Source organism: Azospirillum picis, assembly GCF_017876115.1.
In the GTDB taxonomy this organism is placed as follows: domain Bacteria; phylum Pseudomonadota; class Alphaproteobacteria; order Azospirillales; family Azospirillaceae; genus Azospirillum; species Azospirillum picis.
In genome coordinates this window covers 115,313-142,275 of the sequence record NZ_JAGINO010000001.1, presented here as the reverse complement: position 1 = coordinate 142,275, position 26,963 = coordinate 115,313, and the positions used below count along the sequence as shown (strand labels likewise).

Here is a 26,963-nt window from a genome sequence, read left to right as displayed (position 1 = left end):
AACAGGGGCAGGAGGCTTCATGTCTGGGACCACGAAACCCGAATTGAGCAAGAGCCTGAGCGGCCTTCATCTGTGGGGGATCGCCGTGGGGCTGGTGATCTCCGGCGAGTATTTCGGCTGGAGCTACGGCTGGGCGGCGGCGGGGACGCTGGGCTTCCTCGTCACCACGATCCTGATCGCGGCGATGTACACCACCTTCATCTTCAGCTTCACCGAGCTGACCACCGCCATCCCGCATGCCGGCGGCCCGTTCGCCTACAGCTACCGCGCGTTCGGCCCGACGGGGGGCTTCATCGCCGGTTTCGCCACCTTGATCGAGTTCGTGTTCGCGCCGCCGGCCATCGCGCTCGCCATCGGCGCCTACCTCAACGTGCAGTTCCCCGGGCTCGACCCGAAGATGGCCGCCGTCGGCGCCTACCTCGTCTTCATGGGGCTGAACATCGCCGGCGTCTCGATCGCCGCCACCTTCGAGCTGTTCGTGACGCTGCTGGCGATCTTCGAGCTGCTGGTGTTCATGGGGGTGGTTCTCCCCGGATTCACCTGGACCAACTTCATCGCCAACGGCTGGTCGGGGTCGGCCGATTTCACGATCGGCAGCCTCGGCGGCATCTTCGCCGCGATTCCCTTCGCCATCTGGTTCTTCCTGGCGATCGAGGGGGCGGCGATGGCGGCGGAGGAGACCAAGGACCCGACACGCACGGTGCCGCGCGCCTACATCGGCGGTATCCTGACGCTCGTCGTGCTCGCCTTCGGCACCATGATCTTCGCCGGCGGCGTCGGCGACTGGAACGCGCTGTCCAACATCAACGACCCGCTGCCGCAGGCAATGAAGGCGGTGGTCGGCGAGTCCAGCGGCTGGCTGCACATGTTGGTGTGGATCGGCCTGTTCGGGCTGATCGCCTCCTTCCACGGCATCATCATGGGCTATTCGCGCCAGATCTTCGCGCTGTCGCGCGCCGGCTTCCTGCCGCCGATGCTGTCCCGCCTGCACCCGAGCCGCAAGACCCCGCACTGGGCGATCCTGGCCGGCGGGGTCGTCGGCATCGCCGCCATCTTCTCCGACGAGCTGATCCAGATCGGCGGCCAGCCGCTGACCGCCAACATCGTCACCATGTCGGTCTTCGGCGCCATCGTCATGTACATCATGAGCATGGCGGCGCTGTTCCGCCTGCGGGCCAGCGAACCGGCGCTGGAGCGTCCGTACCGCGCGCCCTTCTATCCGGTCTTCCCGGCGATCTCGCTCGGGTTGGCGGTCCTCGCCCTGGTGACGATGGTCTACTACAACGCCCTGGTGTTCGGCCTGTTCGTGGCGCTGTTCGCCCTCGGCTATCTCTTCTACCTGGCAACCGCCGGCATGCGGGCGAAGGCCGGTGCCGCGGGCGGGCTGGGGCCGATCGACGCCTTCACCGAAGCCCGGTCGATGGTGGACTGACCGGGCGGACGGGAGGGGGCAGACGGGAGGGGGGCTTCGCCCAGCCGCCGCCCCCTTTCCCGCCCGTGGTCACAATCCCGCGGTCCCCGGTCCGCCAAAGGCGGAGGAGGGGGCCGTCCCGCCCGCACTCCTCACGCTCCCGCCGTCACGCGCCACCATCACTCACTGTCGTGGCTGCGGATGAAGCTGCGGACTTCCGGCAGGATGCTCTCGCGCCAGCGGCGCCCGTTGAAGATGCCGTAATGGCCGACCCCCTGCTGGAAATGCGTCTTGCGCATCCCGTCCGGCAGCGACGAGCACAGGCGGTGCGCCGCGATGGTCTGGCCGGGAGCGGAGATGTCGTCCAGTTCGCCCTCGACCGTCATCACCGCGGTCTTGCGGACCGCCGCCGGCTCCACCTTGCGGCCGCGCGACACCATGGTGCCGTTGGGCAGCGCGTGCTTCTGGAACACCGTCTCGATGGTCTGCAGGTAGAAGTCCGCCGACAGGTCCATCACCGACAGGTATTCGTCATAGAAGCGGCGATGCTGCTCGGCCGAATCGCCGTCGCCGCGGACGAGATGGCGGAACAGGCCGACATGCTCGTTGATGTGGCGGTCCAGGTTCATCGACATGAAGCCGGACAACTGGATGAAGCCCGGATAGACCCGGCGGAATGCGCCCGGGTAATAGACCGGGACCGTGGTGATCACGCTGCGCTCGAACCAGGACAGCGGGTGTTCGACCGCCAGCTTGACCGGCACCGTCGGGTTGGCCATCGGGTCGATCGGGCCGCCCATCAGCGTCATGGTGCGGGCCTGCACCGGCTCGTCGGCCGCAGCCATCAGCGAGACCGCCGCCATCACCGGCACCGCCGGCTGGCACACCGCGATGACGTGGGTGTTCGGACCCAGGAAGCGGATCATCGCCGCCACGGTGTCGATGTAGTCGTCCAGGTCGAAGCGCCCGGCCGACAGCGGGACCAGCCTTGCATCGATCCAATCGGTGATGAACACGTCATGGTCGCGCATCAGCGCCTCGGCCGTTCCGCGCAGCAGCGTGGCATGGTGGCCCGACATCGGAGCGACCAGCAACACGCGCGGCTGGCGCGGCGTGCCTTCCGGCTTGGCGAAGTTCAGCAGGTTGCAGAAGGGCGACTGCCAGACGAAGCGTTCGGTGACCGGCACCGTCTGCCCGTCGACCACCGTCTCGCCCAAGCCAAAGGCCGGCTTCCCGAAGCGCCGCGTCGTCCTTTCCAGCAGCTCGGCCCCGGCGGCGACCGCCCGGCCCAGCTTGGTGTAGGACAAGGGCATCAGCGGGTTCTGGAAGGTCTGCTGGGCGGCCTCGGCCCAAAAGCGCATCGGCCGCATGGCGGCGTGCTGCATGTCGTAAAGGTGGTACAGCAATTCAAATCCTCACGTCGCGGCCAGCCCCCGGTCGGCCAGGTTCATTATTCCTTCGATCGGATATTGATCGTATTACCAACCATATCCTTTGACAGAGTTGGCGTATAGGGCAGGAGCCTCCCCGCATTTGCAACGCTCTGTTGTCAAAAGAACATTGCGCTGCACAAAGAATTATCAAGTGCAACAATCCCGCTATGACCTCGGAGGGGGGCCGGGCTGCGGCTCTGACCTTCGGAGCGCCCCCGACCTGTCCCCCAGACCTTCAGGGCACCGCGAGCGTGGCGCGCACCGGCAGATGGTCGGAAGCCCGGCGCGTCAGGACGCTGCGGACCACCTCGAAGGCGGGGATCTGCAGGCCGCCCGTCACATAGATGCGGTCGAGCCGCAGGGTCGGCATGCGGGCATGGAAGCTGCGCGGGTTGGCGACATCGACGAAGGACGCCGCCAGATGGCGCAGCCGGGGGGAGCTGGGCGTCCATTCGTTGAGGTCGCCCATGAACAGCGTCGGCAGTTCCGGCTGCTTCGCCACCCGCTCGACGATGTCGCCGACCTGCTTGGCCCGCTCCCACGGGTCGAGGCCGAGATGGGCGACGATCACCCGCACGGCCCGCCCTTCGATCTCCAGGACCGCGTCGATGGCCCCGCGCGGTTCGCGCTTGCCGACCGAGATGTCCATCGTCTCCATCGACCGCACCGGCAGGCGGGTCAGCAGGGCGTTGCCGTAATGCGCGCGTTCGCTGTGCTTGGTCGGCCCGGCATAGGCCTTCAAGCCGGTGTTGCGTTCAAGAAAGGCGAACTGGTCCATACCGGCCTCGCCGCGGTGGTGCCAGCCGACCTCCTGGAGACCGATCAGGTCGACGTCGAGGTCGCGGATGACCTGCGCCACCCGGTCGGGAGCGAACCGGGCGTCGAGGCCGACGCAACTGTGAACATTCCACGTCGCGACCCGCAGCGGGACCATCCCGTCCGGGACCGGAGCGTTGCGGCGGTCAACGCCGCGGCGGGGACGGCGGGCACGGGCGGCGCGCAGGGCGGCTGCGATGCGCTGGACGCGGTCACGGCTGAAACGGATCACGGTTCTTCAGTCCTTTCTTCTTGCTGGCGCTTCTTCCGTCCCCCGGCCCGGCCGAGCAGCCGGCTGGCCAGCGACCCGAGGCCGATGGCCAGGACCGCCATCACCGCCAGGAGGGCGATGTCGCCGGCCCCGGGATCGCTGATGGTGCGTTCAAGCTGGTGCCCCAACAGGTTGAAGGCAAGGATGCCGGGCGCCAAGCCGATCATGGTGCCGATCACATAATCGCCGAAGCGCAGCTTCGACGCACCTGCCGCGAGATTGACCACGGTATAGGGCGCAACCGGAACGGCGCGCACGCCGGCCACCGCGGCGATGCCGCTGTCAGCCAGCATCTCGTTCAGGCGGCCGATCACCGGTCCGCCGCGCCGCTCCAGCAGGTCGCGGCCCGCCAGGCGCCCGGTCCAGAACAGCGCCACGGCCGATGCCAGCGCGCCGGCCATGGCGGTGGGGAAGCCCCACCAGGGACCCATGACGATGGCGGTGGCGGCGATCAGCAGTGTCAGCGGGAACATGACGTAGCCGCCGGCGACATAGGCCAGCGTCAGCCACAGCGCGGCCAGCGGACTCCGGCTCAAATCCTGGAAGACGGCAAGCACGGCGTCGAGCGTCGCCCAGTCCCGAAGCGCGGTGTAGCGCCACATCCCCCACAGCCCTGCCACGACAAGCACCCCCAGCAGCATCAGCCAATGGCGGGTCCGCGGAATGCGCGAAGGCAGGACGCGGCGCACGATCTCCACCGCCCCGACCGGATATTCCGGATCGAAGACGCTGACGTCGGCGACAGCGGCGGCGAGCCCGTCGGGCTCCGGATCATGCAGCGGCTCCAGGGTGCGGCCGCCGGCCCGCCGCAGCGTATCGATCGCGGCGATCAGCGAGCCGCCGTTCCGCCGCCGCTCCGCCGCCACCGCCGCCGCCGTGGTGCCGAGATGCTCGGCGATCAGATCGTCACGGGTGTGGGCGATGGCTTGGCGGACCTCGGCGTCCGCCGCATCGGGCCCGGCTTCCAGCGCGAGATCGCACTCGGTGTCGAGCCCCATGGACCTGTTGTTCAGGTTGGCCGAGCCGATGCGCAGCAGCCGGTCGTCCACGACCATGACCTTTGCATGCACGGTGATGCAGGTTCCGCCGTCGGTCAGCGCCGCATAGAGACGGAAGCGGCCGTGCCGGTCGGCCTCGCGCAGGTCGCGCGACAGCCGGGCGCGGGCGCCCAGCATCACGGTGTTCTCCAGCCAGCTCGTGGTCCGCACCGGATTGACGACGACCACCTCCGGACCGTTCTCCTCGGCCAGCTTGGCCTTCAGTGCCTCGGCCACCGCGGTCGAGGCGAAATACTGGCTTTCCAGATAGATCACCTCGCGGGCCGCGGCGATGGCGTCCACATAGAGCGCCTCGACCTCGCGCACGGCGTCGCGGCCGTTGCAGGCGGGATCGGTGCGGGCGATGCCGACGCGGACGTCGCGCAGCATCGGCTGGAAGCCCGGCGGCCAGGGATCGGCGGCCATGGGGTGGCGCCGGGCCGGCCGGCCGGGAAGGGGGGAGGGCGGCGACAGCACCTCGCCAGTCGCCCGCGCCCAGCGCTGGCGGAACATCTCGCCCAGCGCCCGGGCCGCGGCGCCGTCCACCGCCATCATCACGTCGTGGAAAGGTTCGTAGGGCTTGCCGTCCGGCTGGCGCCGCCGCGGGTCGTGCGCATGGTGGGCACGGGTGTCCCAGCGGTTTGCGGTGATGTCCAGCCCGCCGCAGAAGGCGACGGCATCATCGATGACCAGCAGCTTCTGGTGATGGCAGGCGCCGGTCGGATGGTCGCTGTCCAGGCGGTACTGCAGGCGCCGGTGGGTCAGCCAGTTGCGCAGCATGAAGGGATGCGACCAGCGGGCGAGGTCGAACAGTTCGGCATAGTCCCACTTCAGCACATGGATATGCAGGTCGGGACGGGTGGTCGCCAGCCAGTTCAGCAGGTTGCCCAGCCTGTCGGGGCGGCGCGGGCGCCGGGTCTGCGGCATCATGCGGATGCGGGCGTCGAAATCCCAGGCGGTCAGGTAGATGCTGCGGCGGGCCCGGCGCATCGCCTGCTTGGCCAGGGCGAAATAGTCCTCCGCATCGACGATCACCCCCAGCCGGGCCGTCTCCTCCACCCGCCAGCAGGTCCGCCCCGGCTCCAGGATCGGCCGGAAGGCCGGCCCGGCGTCCGGTTGCTGCACCGCTGCCGACGCGGCAGCCGGACCGGCAGGACGGAGCGGATGGGGCGAGTGGGCGTACATGGGGACCGTTCGGGCGTGGGTTCCGGAGCATAACATCTGGGAACGCCGATCCCTCCCCACCCTCCGCCATTTGGTGAAGGACGGTGGGAATTGCAGCCAAGCGGCGGCGCTCGGCGGTGATGGCGACCGATGACCGAAGTCGGCGACCGAAGCCGGCGACCGGGGCCGGCGATCTCATGGCAAACGGCTTCCTGCCGCCGGCAGGCACCCCGTGCCGCCTCCGCCGTCCGCAAGAGCGGTTATTCTGTTGCCGGATGGGGCCGCGGGCGCTTACGGTCCCATGTCGGCCGCGCCAGCCCCGTCCGCGCCAGCCCCGTCCCCAGCCAGCCCGCCACTCCGCCGTCCGATGCAGCGTTCCCTGATCCGCCGCCTGATCGATGCCGTTCCGACCGCCTTCCTGCCGATGGCGGCGGCGGTCGCCCTGGCCGCCGCCATCGCGCCGCAGCCCGGCGCCTCGCTGACGCTGCTGCGCGGCTTGGCGGTCACGCTGCTGCTGACCCTGCCGTCGCTCGCCGTCGGCACCACCCTGGGCACGCTGGCCGGATCCTGGGCGGCGGTGGCGCCACGCTCGGCCGGCGGACTGTTCGGACGGCTTTTGGCCGGAGCGGGGCCGCTGGTGCCCGGGTTCCTGCTGGCCGCCGTCGCGGCGTTGGCGGTGCGGGCCGGCGCGTCGCCGGCGCCCCTCGGCTGGACGGCACTCGCCATTCCCGCCGCCTGCCAAGCTGCAAGGCTGGCACGGCCGGCGATGGCCCGCGCACTCGGACCGGGAAGCGAGGGCGGCGCGGTGCGCATGGCCCGCGGGCTCGGGCTCGACGAGCGCACGATCCTGCGCCATCACGCCCTGCCGCAGGCTGTCGTCCCGGTGATGACCGGCCTGCGCAGCGCGGTGATGGCCGCGATGGTGGGTGCCGTGGCGCTGGAAAGCCTGCTCGACCTGCCGGGCGCCGGGTCGCTGATGATCGACGGAGCGCGTGCCGGTTCGGCGGCAGGGGTGATCCCGCCCCTGGTGGCGCTCGCCGGGCTGACCGCCCTGCTGGTGGCGCTGGGAGCCGCCGTCCGCGATTGGATCGACCCGGCCAACCGCAGCGCCATGCCCTATGGCGGGGCATGAAGGACGGGGACCCGATGGCCGACTTCGAACAACCGCCGCTTTCCCCCGTGAGGCAGCCGCCGCAGGGCGGGCCGTCGACGGTGCCTCAGGCACCGCGCGGCTTCGCGCGCGGCCTCTCGGGGGCAGCCGTTCTGGCGGCCCTGACCCTCGCCTGCGCGGCGGCGCCGCTGATGGCGGACGGATCGACCATCCGCCGTCTCGATGCCGACCCGGTGGCCGCAGCCCTGCTCGACGGGCGGGGCAGCCTGTCCTTCGCCCTGCTCGCCGCGGTGCTGGGCGGACTGGCCGGCATCGTCTGGGCGCTGCTGGCCTTCCTGCTCGGCGCGCTGCGCGGCGATCCGGCCCGGCGGCGGTCGATCGCCGCCGCCGAGCGGCTGGCGGGCCTGCCGCTCGCCCTTCTCGTGCCGGCGGCGGGCGGCCTGTTCGGCGGGTTGTGGCCGCTCGCCCTGGTCACCGCCGCGACCGCCGCGCCCGCGGTGGCGGTCCTCGCCCATGCCGAGATCTCGGCGCTGACGCGGGCGGAATTCCTGAACGCCGCCCGCGCCGCCGCCCTGCCCGAGCCGGCCGTGATGCGCCGCCATCTGGTTCCCAACGCCTTGCGGCCCCTCCTGGCGGCCGCAACGCTGGCGCTGCCGCGCGTGCTCGCGGCTGAGAGCTTCGCCAGCCTGCTGGGTCTCGGCCTGCCGCCGACACTGGGAAGCTGGGGTGCCTCGGTCGGGCTGGCGGCACGGCTGGGCGACCCGCTGGGGCTGGCGCCGCCGGCTTTGCTGCTGGCCCTGGCCCTGTGGAGCGCCTGCGCCGTCGCCGATGCCGCGGTCGCGGGGAGCCGCAAGCCATGAATCTGATCACCGCGCGTGCCGCACCGTTGGAAACCGACGCGCTGACGCTGATGGTCGAGGACCATGTCCTGCTCGACCGCGCCACGCTGCAGGTGGAGCGGGGAGAGGTGCTGGCGGTCACCGGCGGCGCCGGCGCGGGCAAGACCGCGCTGCTGGGGGTGCTCGCCGACCAGCCGCTGCCGGGGGTGGACGCCGCTGGGCGTGCCCGTGTCGACGGGCGCCGCCTGCTGATCGCCCAGGGTGGACAACTCGCACCGCGCCGGCCGCTGGCGCTGCAGGTGGCGGAAGTGGTCGGCCACCATCTCGGGATCGACCTGCGCAGCGCGCTCCGCCGCATGGCCGACGGGCTCGACCGCATGGGCGTCCCCGCCGCCGCCCGCCGCTTCGACCTGCCGCCGGAACAGATCTCGCAATCGCTGCGCTGGGCCTGCCTGTTCGCCATGGCCGCCGCGGTGGGGCCGGCGGTGCTGCTGGCCGACTCGCCGTGCGCCGGGCTCGACCCGACGGTGCGCCTGCGGCTGCTGCACCGGCTGGCCGACTGGGCGCGCGCCGAAGGGGTGGCGCTGCTGCTCGCTGGCCGGCCCGAGGACCGCGTGGACGGCCCGGCCGACCGCGTGCTGCGCCTGCGCCACGGCCGTCTGGTCCCGGACAGCGCAGTGCCTCCGGAGCGCTCGGCGCCGGCATCGCCGCCGGTCGGGCATGAGATGCCCGGATCGGCGCTGCTGCGCGCCAGGACCGTCGGCATGGCCTATCCGCTCAGCCCCGGTCCCAAGGGCGAGCCGCGCGAGCTGACCGTGCTCCACGGCGTCGACCTCGACCTGCGGGCGGGCGAGACGGTCGCGTTGCTGGGCGAAACCGGCAGCGCCAAGGCCACGCTGGCCCGCGCCCTGCTGTGCCTGCCGCCGCCGACCGCCGGCAGCGTCGCCTGGATGGGCCGCGACATGGTGCCGGCCGCAGTGCCGGCAGCCTCGGCGGCGGAGGCGGACCAAGCCGGCCTGCGCCGCACGCGGCGTGACCTGCAGCCGCTGTTCCCCGACCCGGCGGCGTCCTTCGACCCCTCGATGACCATCGCCGCCCAGTTCGCGGTGGCGCTGGAAAGCCTTCGTCCGGACATCCCGGCGTCCCAGCGCGCGCTCCGGATCGCCGAGGCGCTTGCGGCGGCGGGGCTGCCCGACGGCACCGCGGAGCGCTGGCCCGCCGGCCTGACCGCGGCGGAAGCCGCCCGTGCCGGCTTGGCCCGTGCCCTGCTCTCCGGCCCGCGGGCGCTGGTCGCCGACGAGCCTGCCGCCACCCTGTCGGCGGAGGAGCGCAGCGGCTTCCTCGACACGCTGCGGGTCGTGCGCGACCATCACCGCCTGTCGCTGGTCGTGGCGACCGAGCAGTTCGCCGAAGGGCTGCGCGATGCCGACCGCGGCATCGTCCTGCTGGCCGGACATGTGGTTGAGAGCGCCGCCGCCGGAATCCTTCTCACAGCGCCGCTGCACCCCTACAGCCGGGCGATGCTGGCGGCGTCCAGGGGCGAGCGGCCGGCCTTGGAGGGCGACGCGCCTTCCGGCTTGGCCCAGCCGGCCGGCTGCCCGCTGCGCCGGCGCTGCCCGCTGGCGCGAGATTTCTGCGCCCAGGCGATGCCGCCGCTGGAGGAGGTTTCCCCCGGCCACCGGGTTGCCTGCCATTACTGGGACGCGCCCGAGGGCGGCGCAGCCGACGGAGCGTGACCGGAAGGCCGGGACGTGACCGATGGCCAATGAAAAGGCCCCCGCTCCGGTGGAGCGGGGGCCTTTTCACATCACAACGACCGATGAGAGATCAGGCCATCTCGATGCGCTGCGCCTCGGGACCCTTGGCGCCCTGGCGGATGGTCACGCGGACCTGCGCGCCGTCGTCCAGTCCGCTGATGCCGGAACGCTCCAGCGCACGGATGTGGACGAAGATGTCCTTGCCGCCGGTGGACGGGGCGATGAAGCCGAAGCCCTTCGACACGTTGAACCACTTCACCGTGCCGTCGACGGTTTCGCCGCTGTCCGAATCGTCGTAACCGCCGCGGCTGTAGCCGCCGCCGCCACCGTAGCTGCCGCCGCCGTAGCCGCCGTCGTTGCCCCAGGAATCACGCTCGCGCGGGGCGCGCGGGCGGCTCGGAGCGGCGGTCGAGGTGTCGACCGCATGGATGGTGGCAACCTGCGGACCCTTCGGACCACGGGAAAGGTCGCAGGTGATGGTGGCGCCTTCGGGCAGGCTGTCATGTCCGCAGAACTGCAGAACCGTGGAATGGAGGAAGGCATCCGGGGTGCCGTCGTCGGGCGTGACGAAGCCGAAGCCCTTGGTGGCGTTGAACCACTTGACGGTGGCGCGGATGTCGCGCTGGGTGATCTCGGGAGCGCGGAAGGAGGAGCGCTGCGGACGGTCGAACATCAGTATGGTCTCATCTGTCGTGTTAAACCCGGTTCCTGGCGTTACCCAAAGAGGGAGGGCCGGAACCGGGCGAGCGAAGGATGATCTGTTCCGCCCCATAATTCAATCGGGATTGCGCAATTCCCCCATACGCGCACAACAAAAACACCGCCTCCGCCCGTTCGACGGGCGGAGCGGAGCGAAATCCCCGGATTTGTGCAGGTGCAGCGTCGCCGCCGGCCGGTGATTCAGGCGCCGACTCAGGGCGACCCTCGATCCTTTCCGGCGTCAGACGTCACGGCTCATGCCGCCGCGCCGTGGCACTTCTTGTACTTCTTGCCGCTGCCGCAGGGGCAGGGATCGTTCCGGCCGACCTTGGGGCCGCTGCGCGGACGGGTGCCGAGAAAGCCTTCGACATAGTACCAGCGCCCGTCCTGGTGGGTGAAGCGGCTGGTCTCATGGTGGGTCATCGGCTTGCCGTTCATCGTGAAGCGGGCGACGAACTCCACCACGCCCTCGCCGTCCCCCGGCTGGCCCGCCTCCGTCGAGCGGATCTCGACCCCGGTCCACACGCTGTTGTTGGCCCACGCCTCGATCTCCTCGCGATTGAAGTCGTCGCGGGTGCTGGGCAGCAGCGTGTCGTGCAGGTAGTCGATATTGCCGGTGGCGAAGGCGGTATAGCGCGACCGCATCAGCGCTTCCGCCGTCGGGGCGGGCATGCCGGCCAGGTACGGGCCGCAGCAGGCGTCCAGCGGCCTGCCGGAGCGGCAGGGGCATTCGGCGGCGGTCTGGGTCGTGCTGTCGGTCATGGCCTGATCCTATGGTGGCGGGACGCCGGGCTTGCGACCGGCCCAATGGCCGGCGCGGCGGCCGGTGCGGCGGCCGGCTCCGGCGGGAGCGTCGCGGGGCGCATGCATAGCGCAGCCGCATGGCCGTTCTCAAGAGGCGGTTTCAGCGCAGGGCGGCGGTCTTGTGCAGCGGGCGCGGCACCGCTATGAACCCTCCCCTCGCCATCCCCCGTTCCCGCACCCCTTGCCGCGAGCCGCCCATGCCCCGCCAAGCCGCCGCCCCCCGGATCCGTCCCGACCTGTCCCTGGAGGCCGCCTTCGGCCCCGGCCGCCGCGTCTGCGGGATCGACGAGGTCGGGCGCGGTCCCCTCTGCGGGCCGGTGGTCGCCGCCGCCGTGGTGCTGCCGCCCGAGGGGCTGCCGCCGGACATCGCCTCGCGGATCGACGACAGCAAGGCGGTGACCCGCCGCCTGCGGGAAGAGATCGAACCGGCGATCCGGGCGCATGCGCTCGCCTTCGCGGTCGCCGAGGCGTCGGCCGCCGAGATCGACGCGCTGAACATCCACAAGGCGACGCTGCTGGCGATGAAGCGGGCCTACAAGGCGCTGCCTGGGCTGCCTCCCGACGCCGCGCTCGTCGACGGCCGCTTCACCCCGGACGTGCCGTGCGAAGCGGTGGCGGTGGTGAAGGGCGACAGCCGCAGCCAATCGATCGCGGCCGCATCAATTCTCGCCAAAGTGGCGCGCGACAGCGAGATGTTGCGGTTGTCATCCCTGTTTCCCCACTATGGCTGGGAACGGAACGCAGGCTATCCGACACCGGAACATCTGGAGGCGTTGAGCCGCCATGGTGTCACGCCGCACCACCGAGTCAGTTTTGCACCAGTGAAACGCCAATCGGCATTGGACGGCTGACCCGCCGTCACTTCGGAAAGAAAGCTGTTGACGGCGACTCGGCCGCGACTCATTGTCCGGCCGAGTCTCAGTTCTTTGTCGGTCGCATCATGCTCCCTGAAAACCGTATCCTGGTCGGCGATTGCATCGCTCTCATGAACGATCTGCCGCCTGAATCGGTCGATCTCGTCTTCGCCGACCCGCCCTACAACCTGCAGTTGGGCGGCGAACTGCTGCGGCCGAACCACACCCGCGTCGCCGGGGTGGATGACGAGTGGGACAAGTTCGACGATTTCGAGGCCTACGACCGCTTCACCCGCGACTGGATGGCGGCGGCCCGCCGCATCCTGAAGCCGGAAGGCTCGCTGTGGGTGATCGGCAGCTACCACAATATCTTCCGTGTCGGCGCCACGCTGCAGAATCTCGGCTTCTGGATTCTGAACGACATCGTCTGGCGCAAGACCAATCCGATGCCCAACTTCCGCGGCACCCGCTTCGCCAACGCCCATGAAACCATGATCTGGGCCGCCCGCGACAAGGACGCGCGCTATCGCTTCAACTACGAGGCGATGAAGAACCTGAACGAGGATCTGCAGATGCGCAGCGACTGGCTGCTGCCGATCTGCAGCGGCTCGGAGCGGCTGCGCGACGGCGACGGCAAGAAGACCCATCCGACCCAGAAGCCGGAGGCGCTGCTCTATCGGGTCATCCTGTCCTCCACCCGTCCGGGCGACGTGGTGCTCGACCCCTTCTTCGGCACCGGGACCACCGGCGCGGTCGCCAAGAGGCTGGGCCGGCGCTGGATCGGTCTGGAGCGTGACGACACCTACGTCAAAGCGGCGCAGGCCCGCATCGAGGCGGTGGAGGAGGCGCCGGAGGCGGCGATCCTCGACACGCCGCCCAAGCGCAGTGCGCCGCGCATCCCCTTCGGCTGGGTGGTCGAGCGCGGGCTTCTGCGGCCGGGCTCCACGCTGTTCGACCAGCGCCGCCGCGTCGCCGCCCGGGTGCGCGCCGACGGCACGCTGATCGGCTCCGGACCGCGCGGCGACCATCGCGGCTCCATCCACCAGGTGGGGGCCGCCATGGCGGGTCTGCCGGCCTGCAACGGCTGGACCTTCTGGCATTACGAGGAGGGCGAGGACCTGCGCCCGATCGACGTGCTGCGCGAACGCATCCGCTCGGAGATGCACTGAGCGGCGATGCGCTGGCTCCACCCCAGCCCTGTCCCTCCGGCATGCGGCGGGCGGGGCGGTGGCTTGGCAGCGGCGGCGTCGCCGTGTTAGGCGTTTGGTCCATGAACAAGCTCTTCGCCACCGTCACCGCCCCGGTGCCGCGTTCGGCCCCGGCGGCGCTGTCCACCCGTTGTTTCGTCCGCGACCTGGTGATGGACGCGCTGATCGGCGTCTATGCCCACGAGCGGCTGAAGCCCCAGCGCATCCGCCTGAACCTCGACCTCGAGGTGATCGCCCCCGGCGTCACCGGCGAGGACATGGCCACCGTGGTCAAGGGCGTGGTGGACCAGGGCCACGTCACGCTGGTGGAGACGCTGGCCGAGCGCATCGCCGCCCGCTGCCTCGCCGACGCGCGGGTGACGATGGCCAAGGTGCGGGTGGAAAAGCTGGACGTCTTCCCGGACGCCGCCAGCGTCGGGGTGGAGATCGAGCGCGCCCGCGCCTGATCCCTTGCAGGATTTTCCCGTCCCAGATCGTTTGGCCCAGATCGTTTGGCCCAGATCGTTTGGCCCGACCGAAGCCCGAAGCCGCAGGGGATTTGCCGTGATGCCGCCCGCAGTCCTGACCGCCGAGCAGACCGCCGCCCGCCTTCCGTTCCCGGCGCTGTGCGACATGGTGGACGCCGCCGCCCGCGATTATGCCGCCGGGCGCATCACCAGCCCGGAGCGCCAGGTACTGCCGCTCCCCGAGGGCGGCGTCCTGCTGTCGATGCCCGCCGCCGCGGCCGACATCGCCATCCACAAGCTGGTCAACGTCAATCCGGCCAACGGTTCCCGCGGGCTGCCGACGATCCATGGCGTGGTCAGCGTCTTCGACGCGCCCACCGGCGCCCCGCGTCTGATCCTCGACGGCCCGACCGTCACGGCGCGCCGCACCGCCGCGGTGTCGATGCTGGCCATCCGCACGCTGCTGGAGGCGCCACCGCGCCATGTCGCGCTGCTCGGCACCGGCACGCAGTCCGCCGGGCACGTCGCGGCACTCGCCTCGCTGTTTCCCGGCATCCGCATCGACATGCACAGCCGCAGCCGGGACACCGCAGCGGCCTTTTGCAGCGGACAGGCGGGGCAGGGGGTCGATCTGCGGCCGATGAGCGGTCCGGTCGACCCGGCGGCCGAGGTCGTGATCGCGCTGACCACCAGCCTGGTGCCGATCTATGACGAGGCGCCGCGGCCCGGCCGCCTGCTGGTCGGCGTCGGCGCCTTCAAGCCGGAGATGGCGGAATTCGGGCCGGGCGCCGTCCATGGCAGCGACCTGTTCGTCGACGACCCGGCCGGCGCCCGCCACGAGGCCGGCGACCTGATCCAGGCCGGGGTGGACTGGTCTGCGGTGCGGTCGCTGGTCGATGCGCTCGACGGCAAGGCGCAAGCGGGGCGCCCGCGCCTGTTCAAGAGCGTCGGCTGCGCCGCCTGGGACCTCGCGGCGGCCCGTTGCGCGCTGGGGCAGGGGTGACCGCCACCCGTGCCTGAGGCGGTGGGGCGTGAGGCAGCAAGAGCGAAGGCCTCACTCTCCGGTCTGCAGCAGCGCGCCGCGCACCCGCGCCTGGCGGAAGGCGAGCAGGAACACCGCGATGCCGAGCGCCATGTAGACGGCGTTCAGGCCGAACGCCCAGGCCAGATGGTCCCAGCGGAGCGTGCCTTCGAAGAGCAGCGCCCGCATGCCCTCGAAGACATGGGATGAGGGAAGCGCCCGCGACAGCGGCTGGAGCCAGGCGGGCAGGACCGACACCGGATAATAGACGGCGCTGACCGGGGCCAGCATGAAGACGACGATCCAGGCCAGCCCCTCCGCCCCCATGCCGTAGCGCAGGATCAGGGCGACGACCAGCAGGCCCAGCGACCAGCCGAGCACGATCAGGTTGACGAAGAAGGCGGCCAGCGGCAGGCCCAGGGCGAAGACGGAATAGCCGAAGAAGGGGATCGCCAGCAGCGCCGCCGGCAACACGCCGATCAGCGTGCGCAGCAGGCTCATCGTCATCAGCGCCGTCACCCATTCGCCGGGGCGCAGCGGGCTGACGAACAGGTGGCCGAGGTTGCGCGACCACATCTCCTCCAGGAAGGACACCGAGACGCCGAGCTGGCCGCGGAACAGCACATCCCACAGCAGCACAGCGCTGACCAGAACCCCCGCCCCCTGCGCCACCCAGCCGCTGGCCCCGCCGGTGCCCGAGGCCATGAACTGGTTGATGTAGCCCCACAGGATCATCTGCATGGTCGGCCAGTAGGCCAGTTCCAGGATGCGCGGCCAGGAACCGCGCAGCAGATACCAGTAGCGCAGCACCATCGCGCCGATCCGGCGCAGCGAGAATCCGGCACGCGGGACTGGCGGTCGCGGTGCGGGCCGCCGGGGAATGGCAGCGTCACTCGGCAGCATCGGCGGCCTCCCCGGCGGGCACGGCGTCGCCGTCGGCGCGGGCGATGTCGAGGAAGACCTCCTCCAGCGTCTTGCGGCCATAGCGGGCGAGCAGGGCCGCGGGCGCGCCACGGTCGACGATCCGGCCCTGGCGCATCATCAGCACGCCGTCGCACAGCCGCTCCACCTCCAGCATGTTGTGGGAGGCCAGAAGGATGGTGGCGCCGGTGCGCGTCCGGTAGCGCTCGAGATAGGTCCGGATCCAGTCGGCGGTGTCCGGGTCGAGCGAAGCCGTCGGCTCGTCGAGCAGCAGCAGCTCCGGCTCGTTCAGCAGCGCCTTGGCCAGCGCCACGCGCGTTTTCTGCCCGGCCGACAGGCCTCCCGACGGGCGATCGAGAAACCGCGTCAGGTCAAGATGCTCGGCCAAGTCCCGGACGCGCTTTTTGACGCATGTCAAACCGTAGAGATGGGCATAGACGGTAAGGTTCTCCCGCACCGTCAGCCGATGGGGCAGCTCGACGTACGGGGAGGAGAAGTTCATGCGCGGAAGCACGGCATGCCGATGGCGCGCCATGTCGACGCCCAGGATCTCCACCGTCCCGGCCGTCGGCAGCAGCAGCCCGAGCAGCATGGAGATGGTGGTGGTCTTGCCGGCTCCGTTACCGCCCAGCAGGCCGGTCACGCCTCCGCGCGGCACGGTGAACCCGATGCCGTCGACCGCCGTCACCGAACTGCGGTCCGGCGTCGGAAACCGCTTGGTCAGGCCCTCCACCCGGATGGCGGGCGGCACGGTCGCCGGATTTGCATCGGGAGAGGGACGGGCTGTCATGGTCGGGGGCGCGATGGTCGGGTGCGTCATGGGGACAGAATATGGCGGCGCCCGCCGCAACCGCCAGGGGCGACCGGCCAAGTCCGCCCAGGGGGAGTGCGCGGCATGGTGACGCTCACCGACGCCTTGCCGGGAGCCCTGCCGGCTCCGCCGCAATGGTCGCAGCCCGACGGCCGCATCACGCTGCGCACCCTGATCCTGATCCGTTGGGTCGCGGTGCTCGGGCAGTTCGCCGCCGTCGCCTTCGTCAATTTCGGCCTGGAATTCCCGCTGCCGCTGGGGCCGGCCCTTGCCGCCATCAGCGCGTCCGCGTTGCTCAACGTCGTCGCCATGGCCCAACGCGGCGGCCGGCTGCGGCTGGCCGACCGTGATGCCGCGCTCTATCTCAGCTACGACATGCTGCAGCTCACGCTGCTGCTGTACCTGACCGGCGGCCTGAGCAACCCCTTCGCCATCCTGCTGCTGGCGCCGATGACCGTCGGCGCCGCCATCCTGTCGCGCTACAGCACGGTGCTGCTCACCGGCCTGAACCTGATCTGCCTGACCGCCCTGGCGCTGTGGCACTTCCCGCTGCCGTGGGAGGAGCCGGTGCGCTCGATGGCGCCGCTCTATGCCTTCGGCGTGTGGCTGTCGCTCTCAGTCTCGTCGGTCTTCATCGCCGGCTACGTCTTCCGCGTCGCCGCCGAAGCGCGGCGCTTCGCCGACGCGCTCGCCGCCTCGCAGGTGGCGCTGGCGCGCGAACAGCGCCTGGGGGCGCTCGGCGCGCTGGCCGCGGCCGCCGCGCACGAGCTGGGATCGCCGCTCGGCACCATCGCCGTGGTGGCGAAGGAACTGGCCCGCGACCTGCCGGCCGGCAGCCCGTATTGCGAGGATGTCGAGCTGCTGCAGAGCCAGGTGATGCGCTGCCGCGAGATCCTGGCCGACCTCGCCCGCAAGCCGGAGGCCGACGGCGGCGACCCCTTCGAGCGGCTGCCGCTGACGACGTTGATCGAGGCCGCCGCCGCTCCGCACCGGCTGGGCCACATCGCCTTCGCGGTGGAGCCGCATCCCGTGGGCGAAGCCGAGGAGCCGTTCCTGCGGCGCAGCCCGGAGATCATCCACGGCCTGGGCAACTTCATCCAGAACGCCCACCAGTTCGCCCGCGGCAAGGTCACGGTCGCCGCCGCCTGGGACGGCCGCGGCATCACCGTGACCGTGATGGACGACGGCCCCGGCTTTCCTCCCCACCTGCTCGGCCGCATCGGCGAGCCCTACCTGTCGGTGCGCGGCGAGCGCACCGGCCCCAAGGGCCAGACCGGCGGCGGGCACATGGGGCTTGGCATCTTCATCGCGCAGACGCTGCTGGAGAAGACCGGCGCGTCGGTGCAGTACGCCAACAATCCGCCGGCCGACCCGCCCGCCGGCGGACAGCAGATGCAGGGCGGCAGCGGTGCGCGGATCTCCGTGCGCTGGAAGACGATCAACGCCAGAAAATGAGGTCTTGCGGTGGACACCATCAAAACAACCGATGAACTGCTGACGGGTGATTCCATCAAACTCACCTTCACCGGTGACGTGACCCGCAGCCTCCTGATCGTCGACGACGACGCCCCCTTCCGCACGCGGCTGGCCCGCGCCATGGAGAAGCGCGGCTTCAACGTCGTGGCGGTCGACAGCGTCCAGCTCGGCATCGAGGTTGCCCAGGAATCCGCACCCGCCTTCGCGGTGGTCGACCTGCGGCTGGGCGACGGCAACGGCCTGGACGTGGTGGCCGCCCTGCGCGATGCCCGTCCCGACGCCCGCATCGTCATGATGACCGGATACGGCAACATCGCCACGGCGGTGGCCGCGGTGAAGGCGGGGGCCGTCGACTACCTGCCGAAGCCCGCCGACGCCGACGCGGTCGAGGCCGCCCTGCTCGCCGACGGCCGGCCGCTGCCGCAGCCGCCGGAAAACCCGATGTCGGCCGACCGCGTCCGCTGGGAGCATATCCAGCGCGTCTTCGAGCAGTGCGACCGCAACGTCTCGGAAACCGCGCGCCGCCTGAAGATGCACCGCCGGACCCTGCAGCGCATCCTGAACAAGCACGCCCCGCGGGCCTGACCCCTTACAAAGCCCAGCCCCACCGGGCCGACCGAGGCGACGGACGCGCTGCGTCCGGATGCCGGGCTCCCTGTCGACACGGACGAAGCGGCCCGCCTCCCCCGAGGAGCGGGCCGCTTCGTCTTTCCGCACGACCTACGCCGCCCTTGCGCCGTCCGCACGCCACTCCCCGGCAACTGGAGGCACGGCTTGCGCCATTGAGCCTCCACCTATCCGACCGGCGCCGCGATCCCGTCCGTCCCACGCCCGCCGCAAACCTGTCCTGACGACAGACAGTCCATCCGGGTGGGCAATTGTTTGCGTTCTCCAGGGTATTGGCAGCTTTCCGGTGACGGGCGCGATCGAATGTCGAAGGCCCGTCCTTTTGGGGGAACCCCTTATCCCCAACTCGCGACCGGCCGTCTATCCCGCACCGCAGCATGGCCAGGAAGGCTACCCAATGCGCGCCCCTTGCTCGCCGCATGCACTGGGTGGCCGATGCAACGCCTGGACTAACACTGCGTTTCAGCCAATCGGACGAACCGCCGACCCTACCGCTGCCTCCACCAACTGGAAGAGGCAGAGCGGACGAGAATGGGATCGGGCGAATGGTTGGTCCTATGGCCGCGCTTCTGGTCGTTACGCGAGGAGGACCCTTTGGCCACCCAGGAACTTCAGGAACAGTCCCGCCACTCAAGCCCGGATTCACGGCGGGTCCCAGGTTCCGTTTCCTACGATCTGTCGGCCAGCGCCGCGAGCGCGGTGCGCCGGACCACCGGCCTGCTGAGGCGGCACAAGCTGCTGATCGGAACGGTGATCGTGATCGGTACCGGGCTGGCGGCGTTCGTCGCCTTCCGCATGACGCCGCTCTACACGGCCGAAACCCTGATCATGGTCGAGCACCGCAAGAACACCGTCCTCAACTTCGAAGGCGTGGTGTCCGACATGACCCCGGACATCAGCGCCCTGCAGAGCGAGGTGGCGATCCTGAAGTCGCCGGCCTTCGCCGAGAAGGTGGTGCGGAAGCTGGGCCTGATGAACGATCCCGAGTTCAATGCGGCGCTGCGTCCGGAACAACCGGCATGGCTGACCGCGCTGAACCCGCGCAACTGGATCCCGGCCTCCTGGCGGCAGACCAGCGACGTCGCGCTGTCGCCGGAGGAGGTGGAGCGCAACCGGATGACGGCGGTGATCAACGCGGTGCTCGACAACACCTCGGTGCGGCCGCAGGGACGCTCCTACGTCATCGCCGTCAGCTTCGACAGCGAGGACCCGCGGAAATCCTCCCTGATCGCCAACACCATGGCGGACCTCTATCTGGTCGACCAGCTCGACACCAAGTTCACGGCGTCCAAGCGCGCCACCCAGTGGCTGGAGGAGCGGCTCACCGACCTGCGCAAGGAGGCGCAGACCACCGGCGACGCCGTCGAGAAATACCGCACCGAACACGGCCTGACCACGGCGTCGAACGAGAACACCGTCGTCAGCCAGCAGTTGAGCGCGCTAAACGCCGACTACATCCTGGCCCGCTCCAAGCGGCAGGAGGCGGAGACGAAGCTGCGCGAGGTGACGACGCTCGCCAACTCGCCGCGCGGCGTGTCGGCGGTCGGCGACGTCCTGGGATCGCCCCTGATCCAGGCGCTGCGCGAGCGTGAGGTCGACCTGCAGCGGCAGATCGCCGACGCCACCAACCGGTACGGCAGCAAGCACCCCGTGCTGCAGGCCATGCAGAGCCAGTTGCGCGACCTGCAGGGCCAGATCAAGTCGGATGTCGCCAAGATCGTCGCCAATCTCGGCAACGAGGTGGATCTGGCGAAGGGACGCGAACAGGCGCTGAAGACCAGCCTCGACCAGTTGGAGGCCAAGCAGAACCAGCAGCAGGAGGCGACGGTCGGCCTGCGCACGCTGGAACGCGACGCCAGCACGGCGCAGTCGATGTACGAGGCGCTCCTGACACGCTCGCAGCAGATCGCGGCGCAGACCGACATGCGCCAGCCGGATGCCCGCGTGGTGTCCGAGGCGGCGATCCCGCTCGACCCGTCGCAGCCCAACCGCAAGCTCATGATCCTGCTGGCGCTGGTGGCGTCGGGGACGCTGGGCGTGCTGCTGGCGATGCTGCGTGAGCGGGCCGAGAGCGGCTTCCGCAGCCCGCACCAGTTCGAACTGGCGACCGGCGTGCGCAGCCTGGGCATCGTGCCGCGCATTCCGCGCTTCGGCGGCGCCCCCGCCAGCTACATCGTCGACAAGCCGGTCTCCGCCTTCGCCGAATCGATGCAAAACCTGCGCACGTCGCTGCTGCTGGCCAATCCGGACGGGCGGCACCGGGTGATCCTGTTCAGCTCGTCGGTGCCGGGCGAAGGAAAGAGCTCCGTCGCCGCCGCCTTCGCCCGCACCTGCGCGAATGCCGGCCAGCGGACGATCCTCGTCGACTGCGACCTGCGGCGCAAATGCCTGCACGACATGCTGGGCCTCGCCAACAACCGCGGCCTGTCGGAGGTCCTGGCCGGGACGGCGGCGCTGGAGGACGTGATCCAGGTCGATCCCCGCACCGGGCTGCACGTCATCTCCGCCGGCCATGGCCGGACCCTGCCGCAGGACACCCTGGGATCGTCCGGCATGCACCAGTTGCTGTCCCGCCTGTCGGTCAACTACGACCGGGTGGTGCTCGACTCGCCGCCGGTGCTGGCGGTGTCGGAGGGCAAGCTGCTGGCGGCGCTGGCCGATCAGACCGTCTTCATCGTCCGCTGGGGCCAGACCAAGCGCGGCACCGCCATGGCCGGCCTGAAAGAGGTGATCGAGGCCGGGGGCGAGGTGGTCGGCGTCCTGTTCAGCCAGGTCGATACCCGCCGCCATGCCCAGTACGAGTTCCCGGACAGCGGCCGCTACCACGGCTACCGGCGCTACTACGCGAACTGAGCGCATCCAACCTGCCCCTCTCCCTGTGCGGGGGAGGGCCATCACCTGTGCCGTTCCTCCGTGCGCCTATCACGTTTCCACCACAGAAGAGCCCGTGAATGACCGCTGGCCACCGCATCTTCCGGAACATCCGTGCCCTTGCCGCCGCCAAAGCGGCGACCATGGCGAGCGGGCTGGTAACCGCCGCCTGGACCGCCCGGGTGCTGGGACCGGACAGCTTCGGCGTGCTGGGGTTCGGCACCTCGCTGATGGCTTATGCCGCGCTGTTCGTGAACATGGGGCTGTCCACCTACGCGATCCGCGAGATCGCGCGGGACCGTCATCAGGCGGCCGAACTGTCGGAGCATGTGCTGACGCTGCGTACCGTTCTGGCGCTGGTGGTGGGGGCGCTCTATGCCGCTTTCGTGCTGTCGCTGGACAAGCCTATGGCGGTAAAGGCTGTGCTTCTGGTGCAGGCCGTGCAGTTGCTCGGGAACGCCCTGGTGCTCGACTTTGTTTATCAGGCGACCGAGCGCATGGGGGTGATCGCCACGCGGGAGATCGGGACCTCTATCGGCTCGATGCTGCTGGTATTCCTGCTGGTGCGTGGCCCTGACGACGCCATCACTGCCGCCGCCATCACCGGCGGGTCGATCACCGTCAACGCGCTGGTGATGATCGGCCGGTTCCGGCGCGATTTCGGTTCGCTGCGTCCACGCGTCGACCTGAAGGTCTGGCGGGAGATCCTGACGGCGGCCACGCCGATGGCGGTCGGCGTGTTCGCCTGGGCGATCTTCACCCACCTCGACGTGGTGATGCTGGGCTTCCTCGCTCCCCACACCGAGGTCGGCTGGTACAGCGCCGCGGTGAAGATCCAGACGCTGGCCAATCTGGTCGGCAACATCGTGATGAATGCCTTCCTGCCCCAGCTCGCCGCCGCCTACGGCGAACTTGGACCGATGCGCGAGCGGATGCGCGCCTACGCCACCGTGATGCTCGCGGTCGGCGGGCTGGTGGTCGCCGGCGGCTTCGCGCTGGCACCGTCGATCCTGGGCACGCTGTTCGGTGACGCCTACGCACCGGCGACCCTGGCGCTCCGGCTGCTGATGCTGGCCTCGGCCGTCGTCTACGCCAATATGATCCTCGGCAACCCGCTGCTCGTCTGGCATCGCCAGACCGGCTACATGGTCGCCATGCTGTGCGGCGGCGCCCTGAACGCCATCCTGAACATCTGGTGGATCCCGCGCTACGGCATCGAGGGGGCCGCCATGGCCACCTTTACCGCCGAGCTCGCCGCCACCGTCGCCATCGCCTGGATCCACCGGCAGGCGGTCGGCGAGCTCTATGCCGGCATCACGGCGCGGGCGCTGCTGTGCGCGGGCGCCGCCATCGCCGCGGCGGTGGCATTGGACCGCATCGCCGCTCCGCTGTTCGACGCAACACCGGCAATCGTCCATTTCCTTCTGGGAAGCGTGGTGATGGTCGCCGTCTACGCGGGGTGTTCGGTGCTGACCGGTCTGGTGCGCCCGAAGCGGCTGCGCCGCCTGACCAGCGCGACCGCGTGACGGACACGGGCGCTCAGCCGTGGCCAGCATGGACGAGAGAGGTGACAGTTTTGTGGCATGAGAATGCCCCCCTTGTAACACTTCCGAACGTCTCTGTTGGTGCCTCCAAGCATTCATTCGATAGCGGCGGGGGTTAGTACCATTAATACCGCCGTAACCGGCAATCATAGTCTTTTCATAGGACCATGATTTCTGAAACACTTCGCGCTGCACAACGCCCGGATCGGAGTAATTCGGCATTTCGGCGAAGTGACAAAAAGAAAACAATTTCAAATTTCGAGCTTTCCCGTCTGCGCGATCCGCAAGGCGGGAGTGACCCGAAGGCGTCTTCCAAAACCAAGCGGCCCTCCGGACGGGAGGCCCTTCAGCAAACGGCAGGAGCGATGATGCTTCCCAAGACTTTTTCCGATCGTAACGTCTGCGTTCTCGGCCTCGGCTATGTCGGGCTGACGCTGGCGGTGGCGATGGCGGACGCCGGCTTCCAGGTGCACGGGGTCGAGGTGCGGCAGGACGTGCTCGACAAGCTCGGCCAGGGCAACCCACACTTCCACGAGCCGGGCCTGACGGAGAAGCTGCGCCACGTGATGGCACGCGGCCGCTTCACCTTCAGCCGCAGCCACGACGGTTGCGAAAAGGCCAGCGTCTTCATCATCACGGTGGGCACGCCGCTGGACAAGACCGGCCGGGTCCGCACCGACATGATCGAGGCCGCCACCCGTCAGGTCGCGGAGTGCCTGCACGACGGCGACCTCGTCATCCTGCGGTCCACCGTGAAGCTGGGCACCACCCGCAACGTCGTGGCGCCGATCCTGCGGGCGACCGGCAAGCAGTTCGACATCGCCTTCTGCCCGGAGCGCACGCTGGAAGGCCAGGCGCTGATCGAGCTGAACCAGCTTCCGCAGATCATCGGCGCCGAAAGCATGGACGTGGCGACGCGCGCCGCGCAGATCTTCGGCTTCCTGACCCCGACCACGGTCAAGGTCTCCACCCTGGAGACGGCGGAGCTGATCAAGCTCGTCGACAACACCTATCGCGACGTCACCTTCGCCTTCTCCAACGAGATCGCCAAGCTGTGCAACGCCATGGAGATCTCGGCGGTCGAGGTGGCGCGCGCCGGCAAGCTCGGCTATCCGCGCACCAACCTGCCGCTGCCCGGCCCGGTCGGCGGTCCCTGCCTGGAGAAGGACCCGCACATCCTGATCGAGGCGGCCCGCGAGGCCGGCGTCGAGATGGCGATCACCGCCGCCGGACGCCGGGTCAACGAGAGCCAGCCGGTCGAGGTCGCCGATTTCCTCGGCAAGCTCGCCCACTCCATGCAGGGCTTCCCCTCGGCTCCGACCATCAGCCTGATGGGCCTGGCCTTCAAGGGCCGGCCGGCGACCGACGACCTGCGCGGCACCATGGCCAAGCCGGTGCTCGACGAGCTCCGCCAGCGCTTCCCCACCGCCCGCCTGCGCGGCTTCGACGCGGTGGTCCGGCCGGACGACATCCGCTCCTTCGGGCTTGAGCCGGCGGCCAACATGGCCGAGGCGGTGTCCGGCGCCAACCTGGCGGTCATCCTGAACAACCACCCGGTCTTCACCTCCATGCCGCTGCCCGACCTCGCCCAGCGCATGGACCGCCCGGGGGTCATCTACGACTTCTGGAACAACTTCAACAGCCGCGACGTCGACCTGCCGGACGGCACCGCGTATGTGGCGCTCGGCAGCCACGGCGCCGCCCGCTACGCCCACGTCGCCTGACCGGCGGTCTTCAACCACTGCCCTCCAGGGGAATCCTCGACATGAAACACTATCTCGTCACCGGCGGCAGCGGCTTCATCGGCGCGGCATTGGTCCAGCGGCTGGTCCGCGACGGCCACCGGGTCCGCGTCCTCGACGACAACTCCCGCGGCCACACCGGACGGCTGAGCGGGGTCCTCGACGACGTGGAGTTCGTCCAGGGCGACATCCGCGACGCCGCCGCCGTTCGCGGGGCGGTGCGCGGCGTGGACGGCGTGCTGCATCTGGCGGCGGTCAACGGCACCCGGCACTTCTACGAGAAGCCGGAAGTGGTGCTGGACGTCGGCGTGCGCGGCATGCTGAACGTGCTGGACGCCTGCCGTGCCGACGGCGTCGGCGACCTCGTCGTCGCCTCGTCGTCGGAGGCCTACCAGACGCCGCCGCAGGTGCCGACGCCGGAAGACGTGCCCCTGGTGGTCCCGGACGTGCTGAACCCGCGCTACAGCTACGGCGGCTCCAAGCTGATCTCCGAGCTGCTGGCGGTGAACTGGGGCCGCAGCGGCTTCGACCGGGTGGCGATCTTCCGGCCGCACAACGTCTACGGCCCGGACATGGGATGGGAGCACGTCATCCCCGAATTCTCCCGCCGCGCGGTCGGCGCCATCACCGGCCATCCGGCCGGCCCTGTGCCGTTCCCGATCCAGGGCGACGGCCGCCAGACCCGGGCCTTCGTCCACATCGACGACGCCGTCGACGGCATCGTCACGGTGATCGACCGCGGCGAGCATCTCGGCATCTACCACATCGGCAACCCCGAGGAGGTCTCGATCGCCGACCTCGCCCGCCGGACGGTGGCCTGCCTTGGCCGCGAGGCGCAGGTCATTCCGGGGCCGGCCGCCCCGGGCGGCACCGACCGCCGCAGCCCGGACATCTCGCGGCTGACGGCCCTGGGCTATGCCCCCCGCATCCCGCTGTCGGCCGGCCTGCCGGGCGTGGTCGAGTGGTACGCCGAGCGGGCACGGGCCGACGCCGCACGCATCGGACAGGCGGCGGAGTAGGAGCGCCGCCTGTCCTCCCCATTCCCGTCCGGCAGGATCACGGCAGGCGGGGATGGGGAGGGGGCCGGCGAGGCCCCCCAGCAGCGCTTGCACACCACACCACCAGGAGACCGGCCCGCATGGACCGCAACAGTCGAATCTTCGTCGCCGGCCACCGCGGCCTTGTCGGTTCCGCCATTGTGCGGCGGCTGACCGAGGCCGGGTACGGCAACCTCATCACCCGCGACCGGTCGCAGCTCGACCTGACCAATCAGGCCGAGGTGCGGACCTTCTTCGAACGGGAGAGGATCGACCTGGTCTATCTCGCCGCGGCGAAGGTGGGCGGGATTCTCGCCAACGACCGCTTCGGCGGCGACTTCATCCGCGACAACCTGCTGATCCAGACCAACGTCATCGATTCCGCCTGGCGGGCCGGCGTGCGGAAGCTGCTCTTCCTCGGCTCGTCCTGCCTCTATCCCAAGCATGCGGAACAGCCGATCCGCGAGGACGCGCTGCTGTCCGGTCCGATGGAGCCGAGCAACAAACCCTACGCCATCGCCAAGATCGCCGGCATCACCATGTGCCAGGCCTACCGGCGCCAGTTCGGCTTCAACGCCATCAGCGCGATGCCGTCGAACCTCTACGGTCCCGGCGACCATTTCGATCCGGAAACGTCGCACGCACTGCCGGGCATGATCCGCCGCTTCCACGACGCGAAGATGGCGGAGGATCCGACGGTGACCCTGTGGGGCACCGGCACGCCGCGGCGCGAATTCCTCTATTCCGACGATATGGCGGATGCCTGCGTGCACCTGATGGAGCATTACGACGACGAGGAGATCATCAATGTCGGCCCCGGCGACGACATCGCCATCGCCGATCTCGCCGCACTGATCCGCGACACCGTGGGCTACCCCGGCACGCTGACCCACGACCTGAGCAAGCCCGACGGCCACCCGCGCAAGCTGATGGACGTGCAGCGCCTGTTCGCCACCGGCTGGCGCCCGAAGGTGCCGCTGGAGGAAGGGCTGCGCCGCACATACGCATGGTTCCTGGAGCATGCCGCTCCGGAACGCATCCGTCAGGCTGCGGAGTAACGCGC

22 protein-coding genes are annotated in these 26,963 nt (G+C 70.0%); 15 read left to right on the top strand and 7 right to left on the bottom strand.

Features of this window, described 5'->3' with window-relative positions:
- The first annotated feature begins 19 nt into the window (after positions 1-19).
- Complete coding sequence (eat, locus tag J2850_RS00640) at positions 20-1,432, top strand: ethanolamine permease (RefSeq protein ID WP_209977728.1); 1,413 nt, start codon at positions 20-22, stop codon at positions 1,430-1,432.
- Between the two features lie 158 nt (positions 1,433-1,590).
- On the opposite strand, the gene J2850_RS00635 is transcribed toward eat, so the two are convergent.
- From J2850_RS00635 to J2850_RS00625, 3 genes are all read right to left on the bottom strand, one after another.
- Positions 1,591-2,817 (bottom strand): polyhydroxyalkanoate depolymerase, encoded by a 1,227-nt coding sequence (locus J2850_RS00635; protein WP_209977726.1) that lies wholly within the window; start codon positions 2,815-2,817, stop codon positions 1,591-1,593.
- A 262-nt stretch (positions 2,818-3,079) separates the two neighbouring features.
- The gene (locus J2850_RS00630) at positions 3,080-3,892 is read right to left on the bottom strand and encodes an endonuclease/exonuclease/phosphatase family protein (protein ID WP_209977724.1); all 813 of its coding nucleotides are present in this window, start codon (positions 3,890-3,892) and stop codon (positions 3,080-3,082) included.
- On the bottom strand, positions 3,889-6,153 hold the full coding sequence (locus tag J2850_RS00625; RefSeq protein ID WP_209977722.1) for a VTT domain-containing protein: 2,265 nt from the start codon (positions 6,151-6,153) through the stop codon (positions 3,889-3,891). Before J2850_RS00625 ends, J2850_RS00630 begins: the two co-directional genes overlap by 4 nt.
- Positions 6,154-6,499: 346 nt before the next feature.
- Between J2850_RS00625 and J2850_RS00620 the strand changes: the two genes are divergently transcribed.
- Genes J2850_RS00620 through J2850_RS00610 form a run of 3 tightly spaced genes read left to right on the top strand, consistent with a single transcriptional unit; the run spans position 6,500 to position 9,818 of the window.
- Positions 6,500-7,264: an ABC transporter permease subunit gene (locus J2850_RS00620; RefSeq protein WP_209977720.1), complete on the top strand. Its 765-nt coding sequence runs from the start codon at positions 6,500-6,502 to the stop codon at positions 7,262-7,264.
- A gap of 14 nt (positions 7,265-7,278) precedes the next feature.
- Positions 7,279-8,103, top strand: coding sequence for an ABC transporter permease subunit (locus tag J2850_RS00615; protein WP_209977717.1), 825 nt, complete (start codon positions 7,279-7,281; stop codon positions 8,101-8,103).
- A complete protein-coding gene (locus J2850_RS00610) occupies positions 8,100-9,818 on the top strand; it encodes an oligopeptide/dipeptide ABC transporter ATP-binding protein (RefSeq protein ID WP_209977715.1) in 1,719 nt (572 codons plus the stop codon). The genes J2850_RS00615 and J2850_RS00610 overlap by 4 nt, the downstream gene beginning before the upstream one ends.
- 91 nt (positions 9,819-9,909) lie before the next feature.
- Here J2850_RS00610 and J2850_RS00605 read toward each other — a convergent pair whose 3' ends face one another.
- Together J2850_RS00605 and J2850_RS00600 are read right to left on the bottom strand one after the other, a co-directional pair.
- A complete protein-coding gene (locus tag J2850_RS00605; protein WP_209977713.1) occupies positions 9,910-10,512 on the bottom strand; it encodes a cold-shock protein in 603 nt (200 codons plus the stop codon).
- A gap of 281 nt (positions 10,513-10,793) precedes the next feature.
- Positions 10,794-11,300 (bottom strand): YchJ family protein, encoded by a 507-nt coding sequence (locus J2850_RS00600; RefSeq protein ID WP_209977711.1) that lies wholly within the window; start codon positions 11,298-11,300, stop codon positions 10,794-10,796.
- Positions 11,301-11,539: 239 nt separating this feature from the next.
- Here J2850_RS00600 and J2850_RS00595 point away from each other — a divergent pair, with 239 nt between their 5' ends.
- From J2850_RS00595 to lhpI, 4 genes are all read left to right on the top strand, one after another.
- Complete coding sequence (locus J2850_RS00595; protein ID WP_209977710.1) at positions 11,540-12,193, top strand: ribonuclease HII; 654 nt, start codon at positions 11,540-11,542, stop codon at positions 12,191-12,193.
- Positions 12,194-12,282: 89 nt separating this feature from the next.
- Positions 12,283-13,365: a site-specific DNA-methyltransferase gene (locus J2850_RS00590; protein ID WP_209977708.1), complete on the top strand. Its 1,083-nt coding sequence runs from the start codon at positions 12,283-12,285 to the stop codon at positions 13,363-13,365.
- A 101-nt stretch (positions 13,366-13,466) separates the two neighbouring features.
- Complete coding sequence (locus tag J2850_RS00585) at positions 13,467-13,850, top strand: dihydroneopterin aldolase (protein WP_209977706.1); 384 nt, start codon at positions 13,467-13,469, stop codon at positions 13,848-13,850.
- 100 nt (positions 13,851-13,950) lie between these two features.
- A complete protein-coding gene (lhpI, locus tag J2850_RS00580) occupies positions 13,951-14,853 on the top strand; it encodes a bifunctional Delta(1)-pyrroline-2-carboxylate/Delta(1)-piperideine-2-carboxylate reductase (protein ID WP_211113722.1) in 903 nt (300 codons plus the stop codon).
- 51 nt (positions 14,854-14,904) lie between these two features.
- Here the strand turns inward: lhpI and J2850_RS00575 are convergent, their stop codons facing one another.
- The gene (locus tag J2850_RS00575) at positions 14,905-15,774 is read right to left on the bottom strand and encodes an ABC transporter permease (RefSeq protein ID WP_209977702.1); all 870 of its coding nucleotides are present in this window, start codon (positions 15,772-15,774) and stop codon (positions 14,905-14,907) included.
- Positions 15,761-16,582, bottom strand: coding sequence for an ABC transporter ATP-binding protein (locus J2850_RS00570; protein WP_209977699.1), 822 nt, complete (start codon positions 16,580-16,582; stop codon positions 15,761-15,763). The genes J2850_RS00575 and J2850_RS00570 overlap by 14 nt, the downstream gene beginning before the upstream one ends.
- A gap of 105 nt (positions 16,583-16,687) precedes the next feature.
- Here J2850_RS00570 and J2850_RS00565 point away from each other — a divergent pair, with 105 nt between their 5' ends.
- The 7 genes from J2850_RS00565 to J2850_RS00535 all read left to right on the top strand — a co-directional run bounded on the left by J2850_RS00565 (position 16,688) and on the right by J2850_RS00535 (position 26,958).
- Positions 16,688-18,058: an ActS/PrrB/RegB family redox-sensitive histidine kinase gene (locus J2850_RS00565; protein WP_209977696.1), complete on the top strand. Its 1,371-nt coding sequence runs from the start codon at positions 16,688-16,690 to the stop codon at positions 18,056-18,058.
- Between the two features lie 9 nt (positions 18,059-18,067).
- The gene (locus J2850_RS00560; protein ID WP_425514120.1) at positions 18,068-18,664 is read left to right on the top strand and encodes an ActR/PrrA/RegA family redox response regulator transcription factor; all 597 of its coding nucleotides are present in this window, start codon (positions 18,068-18,070) and stop codon (positions 18,662-18,664) included.
- A gap of 636 nt (positions 18,665-19,300) precedes the next feature.
- Positions 19,301-21,559: a GumC family protein gene (locus J2850_RS00555; RefSeq protein WP_209977694.1), complete on the top strand. Its 2,259-nt coding sequence runs from the start codon at positions 19,301-19,303 to the stop codon at positions 21,557-21,559.
- A 98-nt stretch (positions 21,560-21,657) separates the two neighbouring features.
- The gene (locus J2850_RS00550) at positions 21,658-23,103 is read left to right on the top strand and encodes a flippase (RefSeq protein WP_209977692.1); all 1,446 of its coding nucleotides are present in this window, start codon (positions 21,658-21,660) and stop codon (positions 23,101-23,103) included.
- 383 nt (positions 23,104-23,486) lie between these two features.
- Positions 23,487-24,845 (top strand): nucleotide sugar dehydrogenase, encoded by a 1,359-nt coding sequence (locus J2850_RS00545; RefSeq protein ID WP_246512656.1) that lies wholly within the window; start codon positions 23,487-23,489, stop codon positions 24,843-24,845.
- A gap of 41 nt (positions 24,846-24,886) precedes the next feature.
- A complete protein-coding gene (locus J2850_RS00540; RefSeq protein WP_209977690.1) occupies positions 24,887-25,882 on the top strand; it encodes an NAD-dependent epimerase/dehydratase family protein in 996 nt (331 codons plus the stop codon).
- Between the two features lie 119 nt (positions 25,883-26,001).
- Positions 26,002-26,958, top strand: coding sequence for a GDP-L-fucose synthase family protein (locus tag J2850_RS00535; RefSeq protein ID WP_209977688.1), 957 nt, complete (start codon positions 26,002-26,004; stop codon positions 26,956-26,958).
- The last annotated feature ends 5 nt before the right edge of the window (positions 26,959-26,963 follow it).

Bases quoted from the DNA above. Each gene is read 5' to 3' on its own strand.
- eat (WP_209977728.1), top strand. From the start codon at position 20: ATGTCTGGGACCACGAAACCCGAATTGAGCAAGAGCCTGAGCGGCCTT.
- J2850_RS00625 (WP_209977722.1), bottom strand. From the start codon at position 6,153: ATGTACGCCCACTCGCCCCATCCGCTCCGTCCTGCCGGTCCGGCTGCC.
- J2850_RS00620 (WP_209977720.1), top strand. From the start codon at position 6,500: ATGCAGCGTTCCCTGATCCGCCGCCTGATCGATGCCGTTCCGACCGCC.
- J2850_RS00615 (WP_209977717.1), top strand. From the start codon at position 7,279: ATGGCCGACTTCGAACAACCGCCGCTTTCCCCCGTGAGGCAGCCGCCG.
- J2850_RS00610 (WP_209977715.1), top strand. From the start codon at position 8,100: ATGAATCTGATCACCGCGCGTGCCGCACCGTTGGAAACCGACGCGCTG.
- J2850_RS00605 (WP_209977713.1), bottom strand. From the start codon at position 10,512: ATGTTCGACCGTCCGCAGCGCTCCTCCTTCCGCGCTCCCGAGATCACC.
- J2850_RS00600 (WP_209977711.1), bottom strand. From the start codon at position 11,300: ATGACCGACAGCACGACCCAGACCGCCGCCGAATGCCCCTGCCGCTCC.
- J2850_RS00595 (WP_209977710.1), top strand. From the start codon at position 11,540: ATGCCCCGCCAAGCCGCCGCCCCCCGGATCCGTCCCGACCTGTCCCTG.
- J2850_RS00590 (WP_209977708.1), top strand. From the start codon at position 12,283: ATGCTCCCTGAAAACCGTATCCTGGTCGGCGATTGCATCGCTCTCATG.
- J2850_RS00585 (WP_209977706.1), top strand. From the start codon at position 13,467: ATGAACAAGCTCTTCGCCACCGTCACCGCCCCGGTGCCGCGTTCGGCC.
- lhpI (WP_211113722.1), top strand. From the start codon at position 13,951: ATGCCGCCCGCAGTCCTGACCGCCGAGCAGACCGCCGCCCGCCTTCCG.
- J2850_RS00575 (WP_209977702.1), bottom strand. From the start codon at position 15,774: ATGCTGCCGAGTGACGCTGCCATTCCCCGGCGGCCCGCACCGCGACCG.
- J2850_RS00570 (WP_209977699.1), bottom strand. From the start codon at position 16,582: ATGACAGCCCGTCCCTCTCCCGATGCAAATCCGGCGACCGTGCCGCCC.
- J2850_RS00565 (WP_209977696.1), top strand. From the start codon at position 16,688: ATGGTGACGCTCACCGACGCCTTGCCGGGAGCCCTGCCGGCTCCGCCG.
- J2850_RS00550 (WP_209977692.1), top strand. From the start codon at position 21,658: ATGACCGCTGGCCACCGCATCTTCCGGAACATCCGTGCCCTTGCCGCC.
- J2850_RS00545 (WP_246512656.1), top strand. From the start codon at position 23,487: ATGATGCTTCCCAAGACTTTTTCCGATCGTAACGTCTGCGTTCTCGGC.
- J2850_RS00540 (WP_209977690.1), top strand. From the start codon at position 24,887: ATGAAACACTATCTCGTCACCGGCGGCAGCGGCTTCATCGGCGCGGCA.
- J2850_RS00535 (WP_209977688.1), top strand. From the start codon at position 26,002: ATGGACCGCAACAGTCGAATCTTCGTCGCCGGCCACCGCGGCCTTGTC.